Source organism: Bacillus sp. GW823-FHT06B01 (assembly GCF_058952315.1).
In genome coordinates this window covers 798,483-812,148 of record NZ_JBXAHR010000003.1, presented here as the reverse complement: position 1 = coordinate 812,148, position 13,666 = coordinate 798,483, and the positions used below count along the sequence as shown (strand labels likewise).

Sequence of the window (13,666 nt, the reverse complement as noted above, 5' to 3'; positions counted from 1 at the left end):
TTTGCTTCTTTCATGATAATATCCATTTATTTGTTTGTATACAGACAAATTCCAATTCAGTCTAATTTATCCTCTGGAAAGTAATATTTATATTTCTTTCGGGAACAGTAAGTACAACTTTGCACGAAGGAGTGTCTCTATTGCTTCTCTTTTTATGTAACGTATCGTTCTTTTTCATCTTATTTTTACTATCACTTAAAATGCTCGGTAAATCAGCTTTAGCACAACTAACTCCTCATGATTTTGGTGCTATTATCTTTTTATCTTATTTAGCTTTTCAGGCCATACCAGTCTCTGGTGCTTTGCAAGCTTTTCTCGGTATGGTCGTTATTACATGTTTGCATTTGCTTCTTACAAAATTAAGCTTACTAAACAAACTAAATCGTTTTATTCTCGGGCACCCTATCATTTTAATTAAACATGGTGATATTATTTTTGAAAACTTACAAAAAAGTAGATATCCAATCGCTGAACTACTGTCTAACCTTCGCGTCGCAGGATATCCAAGTGTTCACGAAATTGAATATGCTATTTTAGAAGCGAACGGAGCCATTAGCATTTTACCAAAGCGTGAACTTGTACCATTAACTCCAAAAGACTTGAACATAGATGTTACGTATGCTGGATTACCAATTGCCCTTATCGTTGATTCGCAAATTCAATACGATAACTTAAAGTTAATTCATAAGGACGAAAAGTGGTTATATAAAGAATTAAAAGAAAAGGGCATCACTAATATTAAAAGCGTTGCTTTCGCGTCTGTTCAAGAAACAGATGGATCTTTTGCGATTAGTTTAAAAGAGTAAAAAAATCCCCTTACTTGCTCAAGGGGATTTTCTTCATTATATCGCTTCTTTCTTTCCTGTCATATTTAACGGAACAGGATGTTTCATACGATTCATCGTAAATACAATAATCGCTGTCAATACTTCAGCTACTGGCATAACGAGCCAAATTCCGTTTATCCCAAATAATTTTGGCATAATCCATAATAATGGAATAATAAATAGTAACCCTCGGCTCATTATAATCAGCACTGATTTTGTCGTTTGTCGCACGGATTGGAAGTACTCTCCATACACAATGTTATAGCCTAAAAATACATATTGGATAAAGAACAAGCTAATACCCGTTAATGTTAACTCCAATAACTCTGGAGATTGGACATCAAAGAGACCAATAATATATTTCCCGAAGAATAATCCGACAATTATTGCTACGCCCCCAAGTACTACCGCAATTTTTACAGCAAACTGCAATCCTTCACGTAATCTTTCTGCTAAATTTGCACCGTAATGGAAACTAGCGATTGGCTGTAACGCTGCTCCAACGCCGAAGAATAATAGTAATGTCATCGCATGAATACTATTCACCATCGCATAAGAAGCGACGCCTACTTCTCCTGCATATTGAACGAATGTAATATTAAAACCAATCGTAACAATCGCTACTGTACTTTCTGCTGTAAAGCTCGGGAAACCTATGATCATAATTTGTTTAACTGTATCCCATTCAAAATGGAATTTCGTCCATTTTAAAATACTACTTTTTCTAAAGAAGTGCGTTAATAATACAAGGAAACCAATCGCTGCTGAAAGAATAGTCGCTGAAGCCGCACCTGTTACGCCCCATCCAAAGATGAAAATAAAGATATAGTCAAACACTATATTTAATACAGCCGTTACAACTAGCCCTGCCATTGCTAAATTAGGATTTCCATCATTTCGTATAAATGTACTTAAAATATTTTCTAAAACGTATATCATTCCAAATGTTAATAACACGTGTAAATAGTCTAACGCATACGGTAAAATCACTTCGTTTGCACCGAATAAGTATGCTAAATCTTCTATTCTCCATAAGCAAATCGCTGCTAACACACCTACGATAATTACTGCTACCGTCATGGATTGAGTAAAAATAGATCTTGCCCTATCTAATTTATTTTCACCTAGTGCAATGGAATATAACGTTGCCCCGCCCATTCCAATCCATAATGAAATAGAGAAGAAAATTGAAAACGCTGGAATAGCCACGTTTACTCCTGCTAATCCGTTTGCCCCAACTCCCCTACTAATCATAACCGCATCAATCACAATATTAACTGACATTAACACCATTCCTAGAACGGCTGGTATTAAATAAGAAATAAATAAACTTTTTATCGGTTTTTCTCTTAACTTTTCTGTTGTTTCCATCATATAAATGCTCCTTTTTCAATGCTCTGTTCACAGTTTAAACCTTCAAGTTACTTGAAGGTCAATAGAGAATTAAAAAATAGGTAACTTAATTATCATGTTTGGAGCCAATTTGTAATGATACGCGTCCTACAACTTATTGCTTTGTTTTTTCATTATAGGAATTTGAATTTCTGTTACTTGCTCCTCTGGATTGTCTGTTACAGACCAATCAATTAATGCAATCTCAATCGCATCTCCACTTACTTCGTATCCTTCTTGATTAATATATTTCATTAACTTCTTATATGTTTCATCCGTTTCTTCATATGGTCCATGATGATATACACAGGCAAACATGCCTTCTTTAATTTCATCTGAACTATGTATTTGAAAAGGCATGTAATCCAAAAGAATAAAAACACTGCTATATGCTTGAAACTCATTTTGCATTAATCCTTTTTTCGCAACTGTTACACCGATATCTCCAGAAAATAAGCTATCATCCATTTGTTTCATATTTTTTTGCAACGAATGAATATAGTACTCAAACATATCATCCGTCGTATTCGGGGCAACCGCAATTGCTGTAATTTTTCGCTGCGGGATTTCTTTAATTACCATTTGTTCAGCTTTTGCTTTTGTCGCTTCCTTAATTAAATGAATTTTATGTTCCATTTTCGCCAAAGCATACTCAATTTCTCTTTGTTTTTTCAACATCATTTCTTGTTGTTTTTCCAGTAAATTGAGTGCGTATGCCGGATTTCTTTCATCAATATATTTCTTAATTTCCTTTAATGGAATATTTAATTGGCGTAAAAATTTAATCGTATCTAATAGTGAAAATTGATCGATCGTATAATAGCGATAATTTGTTTGCGGGTCCACAATGGACGGATGAAAAATCCCCTTTTCATCATAATAGCGTAAAGTAGATTCCGCTATATTTTGCATTTTTGCCATTTCTCCAATTGTAAAACGTTTATTTAATAACATATACCCTTCTCCAATTCATTAATAGCGTAGCCTTATTTCTTCTTATTATATAGTGATTCCGATACGATAAACTTAACTAAATCTATACAATTCAATCAAATTTACACAAGTTAGTGCTTCATCATGTTCTCGCAGCCCCAAAGGGACGAGGGGTATAACACTCCACACGAGGCAGTATCGTTACCTCCTATTATCAAGCATTTATTTTACCCATCTTGATAAATTTATCGCCGCATTTACATCCCTATCGTGATGGCTATTGCAGGAAACACAACACCACTCACGTATTTTTAAACTCCACTGTCCTTCTGATTGAACTGAATGGTCGTATTTTACGCCGCAACATGAGCAAATCTTGCTTGAAGCGAACCATTTATCAGCTTTTACATACGCAACGCCGTACTTCTCACACTTGTATGATAAACATTGAAAGAAGAAGTTTAATTTTTGAAATGAAAATGCTTTCGATAGTTTTTTGTTTTTTAACAGGTTTGAGATAGATAAGTCTTCCACAACAATCCTCATTGGTTTGGTTTTCACCAAGTTAGCTGTTGCTTGTTGGATATGGTTATTTCGGATATTCATAATTTTCCTAGATAACCGCAGGTGCTCACCTTTCGCTTTTTCATATCCGGCAGATTGAATTTTTACACCTTTTTTAAATCTCCTAGACATATCTCTTTGCGCTGACTTTTTCCTTTTCAAAAGTTTTTTAACCTTGGCATCTTTGTTTATATTTCGTTCTTTCATACCATTAGAAGCTACAAACAGCTCTTTTAATCCAACATCCACACCAATCGACTCGTTCGTTAGTTCTTGTAATTCAAAGTCTTCTTGGAACCCTACACTAATCCACCAGTGACGACCATCAAAGGTAACTCTTGGATTGGATGGTTTTTTGTTTCTTGGTAGTTGTTGGCTTGTTTTCACTTCTCCAATAGACTGAATATGAACTACTTTCTTTCCTATAATCAGCCTTTCATAATTGGCATAAAATCCTTGGATTACATCTTTTTTGGATTTATAAGAAGTGTGAGAACCATTTTTGTACTTTTCGAACGAATTTTTCCTCGCCTTGTCAAAATCTTTTGAAGCCTGTTTAGGAACCTGTGCATTGATGTCATGTAACCACTCATATCTCTTTCGCTTCTTGATCTTTGTAAATCGTTTCTGTAAATCTAACTGTGAAACAAATTTCCCAAATAGCTTATAGTATCTATCACTCATTCTTTTACAATAGTTATAAGCAAATCTTGCAGCACCAGCATGGTTTCTAAGCACTTTTTCTTGTTCAGGCGTTGGAATCAGTCTGGCCTTCTTCGCCAATATCATCAGAATGTAACTCCTTTAATGAAAGATTTGTTCTTCTGAATAGTAGCGTGTTCCACCAGCATTCTCCTGAGACTAATCGGATGCAAACCTGTTAATTCTGATACTTGACTAACTCGTGAAAATTTCATTATTATTCTCACCTCATTGAATCTAAAGTAGCACATACGTTCGACAAATTCAATGAAGTTTGATAGATTCAATAAAATTTATCTTGTTCAACTAAGGATGCAATTCCTTAGCCAGTTCTCTTATGAACTTCTCCTGTTTTCACATGAGCGCAGACTATATGTTTATCTACTTAGAGATAGAGGATTTTTCCACCACCATAGGCTTGTGATGTACTCTCGTCAGTTATACAAAATAGTCGTTGAACATTCATCTTATCAATATTAACTTAGATGATTCGATGCGGAAGACCCATTGTTCTAATGTTTAGGATTTAACCTTGCACGATCTGATTGATTTTTTCTGCTTCGGCGACATTCACGCTCGCTATTTCTAGCCACGTTGTAGTTCAATCAGCTTTAGGGATTGCCCGCCGTTAACCCTCACTACTAGCCAATCACTTAACTAGTACGGCTTACTGATATATTTAATTAACTTTCGTTATACTTGGTTAAATACATCGTAACAGTTAGTTACCCTCCATACCTAAATCGAATCCTATCATGAAAATCTGCTATTTTTTCATTGATTTTTCATACATTTTATTATATATTAATTACAGGTTCAAATTACGAGTTCAAAAGAACTTGTAATCAGACCTTTGTTTAATGGGTTTTACATATTTTCATTAGGCAAATTCCGAGAAATCGTATGATAAAAATAAAAATGATGAGGAGAGGATCCGATGGATTTCGAATTTTTCTTTCAAATTGCACTTATTTTATTAAGTACAAAGCTTGCTGGTGACCTTAGTGTTAGACTAGGTCAACCTTCTGTACTCGGTAAATTAATTGTCGGTATCGTTATCGGTCCAGCTATATTAGGTTGGATTGAAAATTCAGAGCTTCTAACACAATTAAGTAATGTCGGTGTTATTCTTTTAATGTTTATGGCAGGACTTGAAACAGACTTAGAGGAATTAAATGCAAATCGTAATTCTTCTTTAGCTGTTGCACTTGGAGGTATCATTCTACCATTCGTAGGTGGTTACGTTTCTGGTCTTGTTATGGGAATGGAACAAGGAAATGCTGTATTTTTAGGATTACTTCTATGTGCGACAAGTGTTAGTATTTCCGTACAAACACTTCGTGATTTAGGAAAGATGAAAACACGTGAAAGTACAACTATGCTTGGCGCAGCTGTATTTGATGACATTCTTGTTGTTATTTTATTAGCATTTGCAATGAGCTTCTTAGGTACAGACGATGTTAACTTAACAATGGTTATCTTGAAGAAAGTTGTATTCTTCGCTTCTATTATTTTAATCGGATGGAAAGGTGTTCCTGCGATTATGCGCTGGTTATCACCACTACGCGTATCTGAGTCTATCGTGAGCGCGGCTCTTATCATCTGTTTCTCATTCGCATATTTCGGCGAACTATTAGGAATTGCTGGTATTATCGGTGCTTTCGCCGCTGGTATCGCTATTTCTCAAACGAACTACAAACATGAAGTAGAAAAGAAAGTAGAACCAATCGCTTACGCTATGTTCGTTCCAGTGTTCTTCGTTAGTATCGGTATGAATATTACATTTGACGGTATTGGCAATCAAATTTGGTTCATCCTAGCATTAACAGTAATCGCTGTATTAACGAAACTAATTGGTTGTGGATTTGGTGCACGAATGACTGGATTTGATGCTAAGTCTTCTGCAATTATCGGTGCTGGAATGGTTTCTCGTGGTGAAGTTGCACTTATCATCGCAGGAACAGGACTTTCTTCAGGTCTACTAGCACAAGATTACTTTACAGCTATCGTTATTGTCGTTATTTTAACTACAATGATTACACCACCAATGTTAAAATACACTTTTGGTGCAAAAGATAAAGCAATGAAAGCAAGTAAATAAGTTTAATAAAAAAGGAGATTGCTATCTTATAAGATAGCAATCTCTTTTTCGTTTTATCTTTAAACAATTTTATTCGTTTTTAACCATTTTTCAAAAATAATTCGTGCTTCTTCATCATCAATATCATTACGAAATGAATACACCATAATGCCGTAATCATCTATATATTCACCTAGCTTCATTTTCTCCACTTTCTTATAAAAATTGTCTACCTCATAGTGCGGAATATAAGCGTCCCAAACTGGTTCATTTATTCTTTTGTACGCCGTCACTTCTAAATCGTATCCATCTTCATAATACCCGATGTGATAATGTTGACTAGGGTCATATTTCTTCATAAAAGTTCCCTCCCTTTGAAAATTTATCATATTTCACATAATAAACAAAAGCGAGCTGTATATTACAGCTCGCTCGATTCATTAAATACGTTCCATCGCCGTCTTCAACGTTCCAACAACAAAGGCAATTTCTTCACTTGAAATAACAAGTGGTGGTGCTAATGTTAAGACGTTATTATATCCTGCTGTTGTCATGCCGTTTCGTCCAATAATTAAACCTTTTTCTTTACAAGCATTTACAACACTTGCAATTTTGTCGTTATCAATTGGTTCTTTCGTCTCTTTATCATTTACTAGTTCGATTCCAACTAGTAGACCTTTCCCTCTAATATTCCCAACAAGTGGATGCTCTCCAATTTCTTCTTTTAATTGCTCTAATAAAAGCGAGCCCATTTGTGCAGATCGCTCAATTAAATTTTCATTTTCCATAATCTCTAAGTTTTTAAGCGCTAATGCACAAGCTGCAGGATTTCCACCAAATGTATTAATATGACGGAAGAATTCATATTCTCCCTTCCCTTTAAATGCTTCATATATTTCTTTTTTCACAGCTGTCGCTGATAACGGTAAATATGCGCTCGTAATCCCTTTTGCCATCGTAATAATATCTGGCTGAACGTCATAATTCATAAATCCAAATGCTTTTCCTGTACGTCCGAAACCGCAAATCACTTCATCACTAATGAGCAAGGCACCGTGTTTTTGACACGTTTCATGAACAGCTTTCATATAGTCTTGTGGCGGCATTAAAATGCCTCCGCCCGTAATAATTGGTTCCATAATAAAAGCTGCAATCGTTTCACTTAATTCCCATGTCATAACGCGATCTACTTCTTTTACACATTCTACATCATAAATGTTCTCTCTTTCTATTCCAGGCATACGATAACAATCTGGCGGCGTTACATGTAAAAATCCTGAAGCAAATGGCTCATATTGATATCTACGTTGTGCTTGTCCCGTCGCTGCCATCGTTGCCATTGTATTCCCATGATACCCGCGGTAACGTGACATAAATTTATAACGATGCGGTTCACCTTTTTGAGCATAGTATTGTCTTGCTATTTTAAAAGCTGTTTCGTTCGCTTCCGAGCCACTATTAGAGAAGAAAATAACATACTCTCCTCCAAGCCATTCATTTAATTTTTCTGCAAGCTTTATAGCCGGTTCATGCGATTGTGACATTGGAAAGTATGATAATGTTTGTAATTGCTTATAAGCCGCCTCTGCGAGCTCTTTTCTGCCATATCCACTATTCACACACCAAAGACCACTCATACCATCTAAATATCGTTTTCCTTGTATATCTTCAACCCAGCACCCTTCTGCTTTTGCCCCTACCATTGTACTATTTGGACTAAAGGGACGCATTCCGTGCCAAACATATTGCTCATCTTTTGCTAATAATTCATCAGTCTGTTTCGTTTTCATCATTTCTTCCACCTTCCATAACAACTTATTTTTCACAAAAGCTGCGCTGGTGCCATGATGATTTAATTTTCTCCCTGCTTATTTTCATTCCACAAAATTAAGACAAAATCCTACTTACAATACAGTAATATTTACAAGAAAAAAAGAGCTTTTCTTATATATCGAAAAGCCCTTCTCTTTTTAATGTGACGATGCATCACTAACACCATGACCTGTATTAGATTTCACAAGAATCTCATCAAATTTCGCAACATCTTCTTTCTTACTAGATAACACGGTTCCTAAATATGCTGCAAGGAATCCAAGCGGAATTGAAATAATTCCAGGTGTCGTATATGGGAATATCGCTTCCCCAACAAATATAGCTTTTCCAGCTACAGGGTTCCAAACATTTGGACTTAAGGCTACGAGAACAATTGCTGATACAAGACCAACGACCATACCCGAAATGGCACCTGTTGTATTGAAGCGCTTCCAATATATTGTGAATAATATAACTGGTAGATTTGCACTCGCTGCAACTGCAAATGCCAATGAAACTAAAAATGCCACGTTCAATGTTTGAGCAAATAACGCTAGTATAATGGATAATACCGCTACTCCAATAGACGCATAGCGAGCCATTGACACTTGCTCTTTTTCCGTTGATTTCCCCTTGCGAATAATTTCATTATAAAAATCATGTGCGAATGCTGATGCTGCTGTTAATACAAGTCCTGCCACTACAGCTAAAATAGTTGCAAAGGCAATTGCTGAAACGAAAGCAAATAAGAAATCTCCACCTAACGCTTTAGCTAATAGAGGTGCTGCCATATTACCAGCAGGGTTTGCTTTCATAATCGCCTCATTCCCTACAAATGCTGCTGCCCCAAATCCTAAGAAGATTGTCATAATATAAAATGCGCCAATTAACCACGTAGCGTACACAACAGATTGCCGTGCCGTTTTTGCATCACGTACTGTAAAAAAGCGAACAAGAATATGTGGTAATCCGGCAGTACCAAGAACTAGTCCTAAATTTAAAGACAGTGTATCAAGACCATCCTTATACTTTACCCCTGGATTTAAAAATGAATCTTTTAATGCCGTAGCTGTTTTCATTTGAGCGAACATTTCAGTCACACTAAAATTAAATTTTGAGAAAACGATAACAGAAATAATAAATGTACCAGCCATAAGTAATACAGCCTTAACAATTTGTACCCAGCTCGTCGCAGTCATTCCGCCAAAAATAACGTACACTGTCATTAATGTACCAACGATTAAAACGGATGTCGTATATTCGATCCCTAATAATAATTTAATAAGTGCACCAGCCCCAACTAATTGTGCAATCATATAAAAAATCGAAATCGTCATTGTATTAAGCGCTGCAACGCCGCGAACTTTTTTCGCATCAAAACGTGCCGCAATCATATCCGCTAACGTGTACTTCCCTAAATTTCTAAGCGGTTCTGCAACAAGGTATAGAACAACTAAATAAGCAACTAAAAAGCCGATACTATAAAAGAATCCATCAAATCCAGTTAATGCGATCGCTCCGGCTATACCAAGAAATGACGCAGCAGACATATAATCTCCCGCAATGGCCAGACCATTTTGCCAACCAGTTAATCCCCCTCCAGCTGTATAAAACTCACTCGCATTTTTCGTTTTCTTCGATGCAAAATAAGTTATGACGAGTGTACCAAGAACGATGATTAAAAATAATGCAAAAGCGGTTACATTCAAAGTTAGCCCCTCCCTTTTTGCATATCTTGTAGAATTTTTTGCGAGATTTTATCAAAGGATTCTGCTTTCTTGCTATAAATCATACATAATGACCACGTCATGATAAATTGCGCAAATGCAAACACCCATGCCCACGTAACATCCCCAAATGCTGGTGTATTGAGCACCTTTGAATACGATGTTAAAATAGGTAATGCAATAAAAAAGCTTAAAAAGAAAATACTCATCGGAACGATAAACTTCTTTTTCGTATTTAATAGCAATTGAAATTCTTCTGACTGAACAATCTCTGTATAATTCACTTCATTTTGTAACTTACGTGCTGATGTATCATCTCTTTTCATTCCCATTCCCCTCTCTTACCGAAAATACAATTCCCCCTTGTATACCTAAAGACTAAATTTTATAAATATTCAGAAACTTATTTCTATTTTAGACAATCCATACATTCCTGCAAAGATTTTTCGATAGACATTTTTCGCCAATTTCTCCTAAGTTTTTAATATACTTTTTCAACATAAAAATTACGCACTTCAATTCCTCACCAGTCAAGCTTTACAGGAAGTTATCTTCCATCTAACTTCCTCATATTTGCCGGATTGTGAGGCGGGAGTTTTACCACCCGGCAAATTTCCAAATAAAAAAAGTAGTGCTTATCGCACTACTTCTGTCTTTTTCTCTTTTTCTAAATTACGAGCTGTTTCACTTAATTCAACGTCTTTCCCATCTTTAAGTGTTCCAAATATGAAATCGAATACTGGATTTGAAACACCAAACCAAAACTTTTCATTTTTATAATGGTGTAATATGTGCTGTTTTTTTAGCCACCTTCCAAACTTAGTGAACGGACGAATCGGCTTATGTGCAATATAATGTTTCCATTCATAAACGAGAAGCATGATAATCATTCCAATTCCGAATGAAAGTGTAATAGTAGCACTTTTTGTTATACCATATGCTATAAGTAAATATATAGTAAAGCTAGGTATACTAAACCATACAGGCAAAAACAATAGTTTTAAATCATCTGGATATACATGATGATCATAATGTAATCTTCTTAACATTTTTAATAAAAATACGTTTTTAGGTGGCTTTAAATGGAATAAAAACCGATGTGTCATATATTCGTTAAGCGTATAAAAAACAATCCCAAACAAACACGCGAACATACCGATCCATGTAAAAAATTGCATTTTTAAAATAATGATGAAAATAAATAAAATACTATACATAATAACGATATCATGTTGTAAAAAGAACTCTTTCCCCACTCTCTTCATCTTCCTTCCCCCTTTTCCAAAAAAACAGCCGCAACATATCGTTACGACTATTTCTTCTATTTTTTATTTTATTCTATTCACTTTACAAATTTGCCTGCTGCTCTATTGTCGAGAAAAAATTGTTCGATCCAAATATATTTTGCTTTGGAATAATATGTTCCACCGCAAACACTGTTACTTCTCCTCTTTGTACCTCTCCAATAATGAGCCCAAATATTTCATGATTTAGCGCAAACGTTGGTTGCTTTGTTTGCAGTAATCTTGCTGCATTATGAAATACCGCTTCATATAGTGGATTCCTATCAGTAATTTCTTTTCGGATTTTGGGTGCTAACGTAATAATAATTTCTTTTCCGTCAATAGTGGTTCGATACATAAAAATCTCCCCTTCAATCTTATGTGAACAACTGTAAAGCTTTGTATGCAAAATGGATAGAATATCCTACTAAAATAATACCGGCTCCCGCTGTTATATAGCCAAGTGCTTTTTGCTTTAATAAAGTTCTGCCAAAATGGACAGAAAAAGCAATATTTAAATTCCATAAAATAATGCCAACGATAATACAAAGACTGTATAAAAAGGCTTCTTGTTTCGTTACCTTCGTAAGCAATGAGCTAAGTGTACTTCCGTATATACCAAACCAAAAAACAAGGTTTAATGGATTGGATATCGCAATTAAAAAACCTGCCATAAACGATTGTTTAAGGCCACCTACCTCTTCCTTTTTATATTCCATATTCGAGTGGGAAATTCCTTGTTTTACACTTTGAAATCCTAAATAAAATAATAAGAAAAACCCTGTGCAATACATAAAAGCTTGTACATATGTATACATAAACACAGAAGATAAACCGAAATAAATGAGAAGCATAAACAAAATATCTGCAGTCATTCCACCAATTCCAACAACCCATGCATGCCAAAAACCTCGTTCAATTCCTCGTTTTAACATTTCAATATTAATCGGACCTACTGGCGCAGCTAATGAAATACCTAATACAATTTGTTGTATAATCGCTCCAAACATCGCTCTATCCTTTCTACTTCCTTTACTATTAAGTAATGATGTAATGATTAAAAATAGACTAGCTTTCATCAAAATATTTACTACTAAAATACCCTTTTTTATCCAAAATATGCAAAAGAGCCATCTGGATGATGGCTCTTACTTTTCTAACTTATGAAGAAAAGGACATTTTCCTTTTATCGGCTCTACATCGTCTCCTATGAAGTATTGTTTCCATTCGCGATGATCTGGATCACCATAATGACTAATGTTAGGGTGTTTCGGCAGCTGATCCCACTTTTCAACTCGATCTCGGACCGTTTGCCTTGAATATGCTCCTTTAGGGCGATCCCCTTCTAATCCATCAAAGATGGTACGCGGTTGAAATCCAATAACGAGAGAATTTCCTAAATGCCTAGTTTTTCGTTGTTTATAAGCTGGCGCATTTCCAAATGCGAATATCGGTTCACCACCAAATGAAAATTCCCATAAGTAATGGTCTGGGTCTTCAGGAATTTGCTTCGGCCATGTTTGGTCATCGTTTTCATGTAAATATTGTAGTACTTTCCAAAAGTAATCACGATAATATTCCAGTGATTGTTCCTCACATTCCGGTTCCACAAAAAGAAAGAATCCTCTTCTTACAATTGGGCGCTCTTTCATTAACTCTAAAAAAGATAACATTGTATGTGGCAAATGACTCCAATCAGTATGAGAGAGAAATGAATAACGAAGTTCATTCTTTTTCAAAGCTGTTAAGCCGAAATAACATGGGAAAGTTGGTTCTAGCACGACACTCGAAAAATTTTGAAATTCTTTTGCAACCCAATTTGGTATGTCAGTTCTCGTTCTCATTCCTTCATTATCTAATAAATAAGACTCATTCATTCTTTCTTTCACCTCATTATGTATAGCATTCAATTAAGAATATTACATACTCGGCCTGTCCTATACCTATTTAAAAATTCGGCTGAAAAATTATTTAAAAATACAAAAAAATAAAATCGCTTACTTGACTAATTTCTACCAATTCGTGTATATTTAAATTAATCATTTAGCAGAATATTCAAGATTATAGCATTTTTAGTTTATATTATCTTTCAAATGAATTTCACTAAATGAAAAAAAGCAAATGTTTTTAGGAGGAATTGTAACATGCAAGGAAAAGTAAAATGGTTTAACAACGAAAAAGGTTTTGGATTTATCGAAATGGAAGGCGCTGACGATGTATTCGTACATTTCTCTGCTATTCAAGGTGACGGCTACAAAGCTTTAGAAGAAGGTCAAGAAGTATCTTTCGATATCACTGAAGGAAACCGCGGACCTCAAGCTGCTAACGTAGTAAAACTTTAATCCA

14 protein-coding genes are annotated in these 13,666 nt (G+C 35.2%); 3 read left to right on the top strand and 11 right to left on the bottom strand.

Going from position 1 to position 13,666, the window contains the following annotated elements:
- The first annotated feature begins 140 nt into the window (after positions 1-140).
- A complete protein-coding gene (locus AC1Q8N_RS17410) occupies positions 141-806 on the top strand; it encodes a DUF421 domain-containing protein (RefSeq protein ID WP_000923941.1) in 666 nt (221 codons plus the stop codon).
- Between the two features lie 36 nt (positions 807-842).
- On the opposite strand, the gene AC1Q8N_RS17405 is transcribed toward AC1Q8N_RS17410, so the two are convergent.
- From AC1Q8N_RS17405 to AC1Q8N_RS17395, 3 genes are all read right to left on the bottom strand, one after another.
- On the bottom strand, positions 843-2,198 hold the full coding sequence (locus AC1Q8N_RS17405) for an MATE family efflux transporter (RefSeq protein ID WP_097918050.1): 1,356 nt from the start codon (positions 2,196-2,198) through the stop codon (positions 843-845).
- Positions 2,199-2,327: 129 nt separating this feature from the next.
- Positions 2,328-3,173 (bottom strand): MerR family transcriptional regulator, encoded by an 846-nt coding sequence (locus tag AC1Q8N_RS17400; protein WP_061673264.1) that lies wholly within the window; start codon positions 3,171-3,173, stop codon positions 2,328-2,330.
- 201 nt (positions 3,174-3,374) lie between these two features.
- A complete protein-coding gene (locus tag AC1Q8N_RS17395; RefSeq protein ID WP_493521296.1) occupies positions 3,375-4,505 on the bottom strand; it encodes an RNA-guided endonuclease InsQ/TnpB family protein in 1,131 nt (376 codons plus the stop codon).
- Positions 4,506-5,355: 850 nt separating this feature from the next.
- On the opposite strand from AC1Q8N_RS17395, the gene AC1Q8N_RS17390 reads away from it, so the two are divergent.
- On the top strand, positions 5,356-6,519 hold the full coding sequence (locus AC1Q8N_RS17390; RefSeq protein WP_048543422.1) for a cation:proton antiporter: 1,164 nt from the start codon (positions 5,356-5,358) through the stop codon (positions 6,517-6,519).
- 59 nt (positions 6,520-6,578) lie between these two features.
- Here the strand turns inward: AC1Q8N_RS17390 and AC1Q8N_RS17385 are convergent, their stop codons facing one another.
- From AC1Q8N_RS17385 to AC1Q8N_RS17350, 8 genes are all read right to left on the bottom strand, one after another.
- Positions 6,579-6,887, bottom strand: a complete 309-nt coding sequence (locus AC1Q8N_RS17385) for a DUF3986 family protein (protein ID WP_223265741.1) — start codon at positions 6,885-6,887, stop codon at positions 6,579-6,581.
- Between the two features lie 51 nt (positions 6,888-6,938).
- Complete coding sequence (locus AC1Q8N_RS17380; RefSeq protein ID WP_062822007.1) at positions 6,939-8,288, bottom strand: aspartate aminotransferase family protein; 1,350 nt, start codon at positions 8,286-8,288, stop codon at positions 6,939-6,941.
- Between the two features lie 180 nt (positions 8,289-8,468).
- Complete coding sequence (locus AC1Q8N_RS17375; protein WP_493521295.1) at positions 8,469-10,019, bottom strand: solute symporter family protein; 1,551 nt, start codon at positions 10,017-10,019, stop codon at positions 8,469-8,471.
- Between the two features lie 2 nt (positions 10,020-10,021).
- Positions 10,022-10,363, bottom strand: a complete 342-nt coding sequence (locus AC1Q8N_RS17370; RefSeq protein WP_000817357.1) for a DUF485 domain-containing protein — start codon at positions 10,361-10,363, stop codon at positions 10,022-10,024.
- A 309-nt stretch (positions 10,364-10,672) separates the two neighbouring features.
- A complete protein-coding gene (locus tag AC1Q8N_RS17365; protein WP_000832138.1) occupies positions 10,673-11,302 on the bottom strand; it encodes a sterol desaturase family protein in 630 nt (209 codons plus the stop codon).
- Between the two features lie 82 nt (positions 11,303-11,384).
- Positions 11,385-11,678, bottom strand: coding sequence for a hypothetical protein (locus AC1Q8N_RS17360; protein ID WP_000286360.1), 294 nt, complete (start codon positions 11,676-11,678; stop codon positions 11,385-11,387).
- Between the two features lie 19 nt (positions 11,679-11,697).
- Positions 11,698-12,330 (bottom strand): LysE family transporter, encoded by a 633-nt coding sequence (locus tag AC1Q8N_RS17355; RefSeq protein ID WP_000466560.1) that lies wholly within the window; start codon positions 12,328-12,330, stop codon positions 11,698-11,700.
- 138 nt (positions 12,331-12,468) lie between these two features.
- The gene (locus tag AC1Q8N_RS17350) at positions 12,469-13,197 is read right to left on the bottom strand and encodes a YqcI/YcgG family protein (RefSeq protein ID WP_048543442.1); all 729 of its coding nucleotides are present in this window, start codon (positions 13,195-13,197) and stop codon (positions 12,469-12,471) included.
- A gap of 267 nt (positions 13,198-13,464) precedes the next feature.
- Here AC1Q8N_RS17350 and cspB point away from each other — a divergent pair, with 267 nt between their 5' ends.
- Positions 13,465-13,662, top strand: coding sequence for a cold shock-like protein CspB (gene cspB / locus AC1Q8N_RS17345; protein ID WP_001161731.1), 198 nt, complete (start codon positions 13,465-13,467; stop codon positions 13,660-13,662).
- Positions 13,663-13,666: the final 4 nt, after the last annotated feature.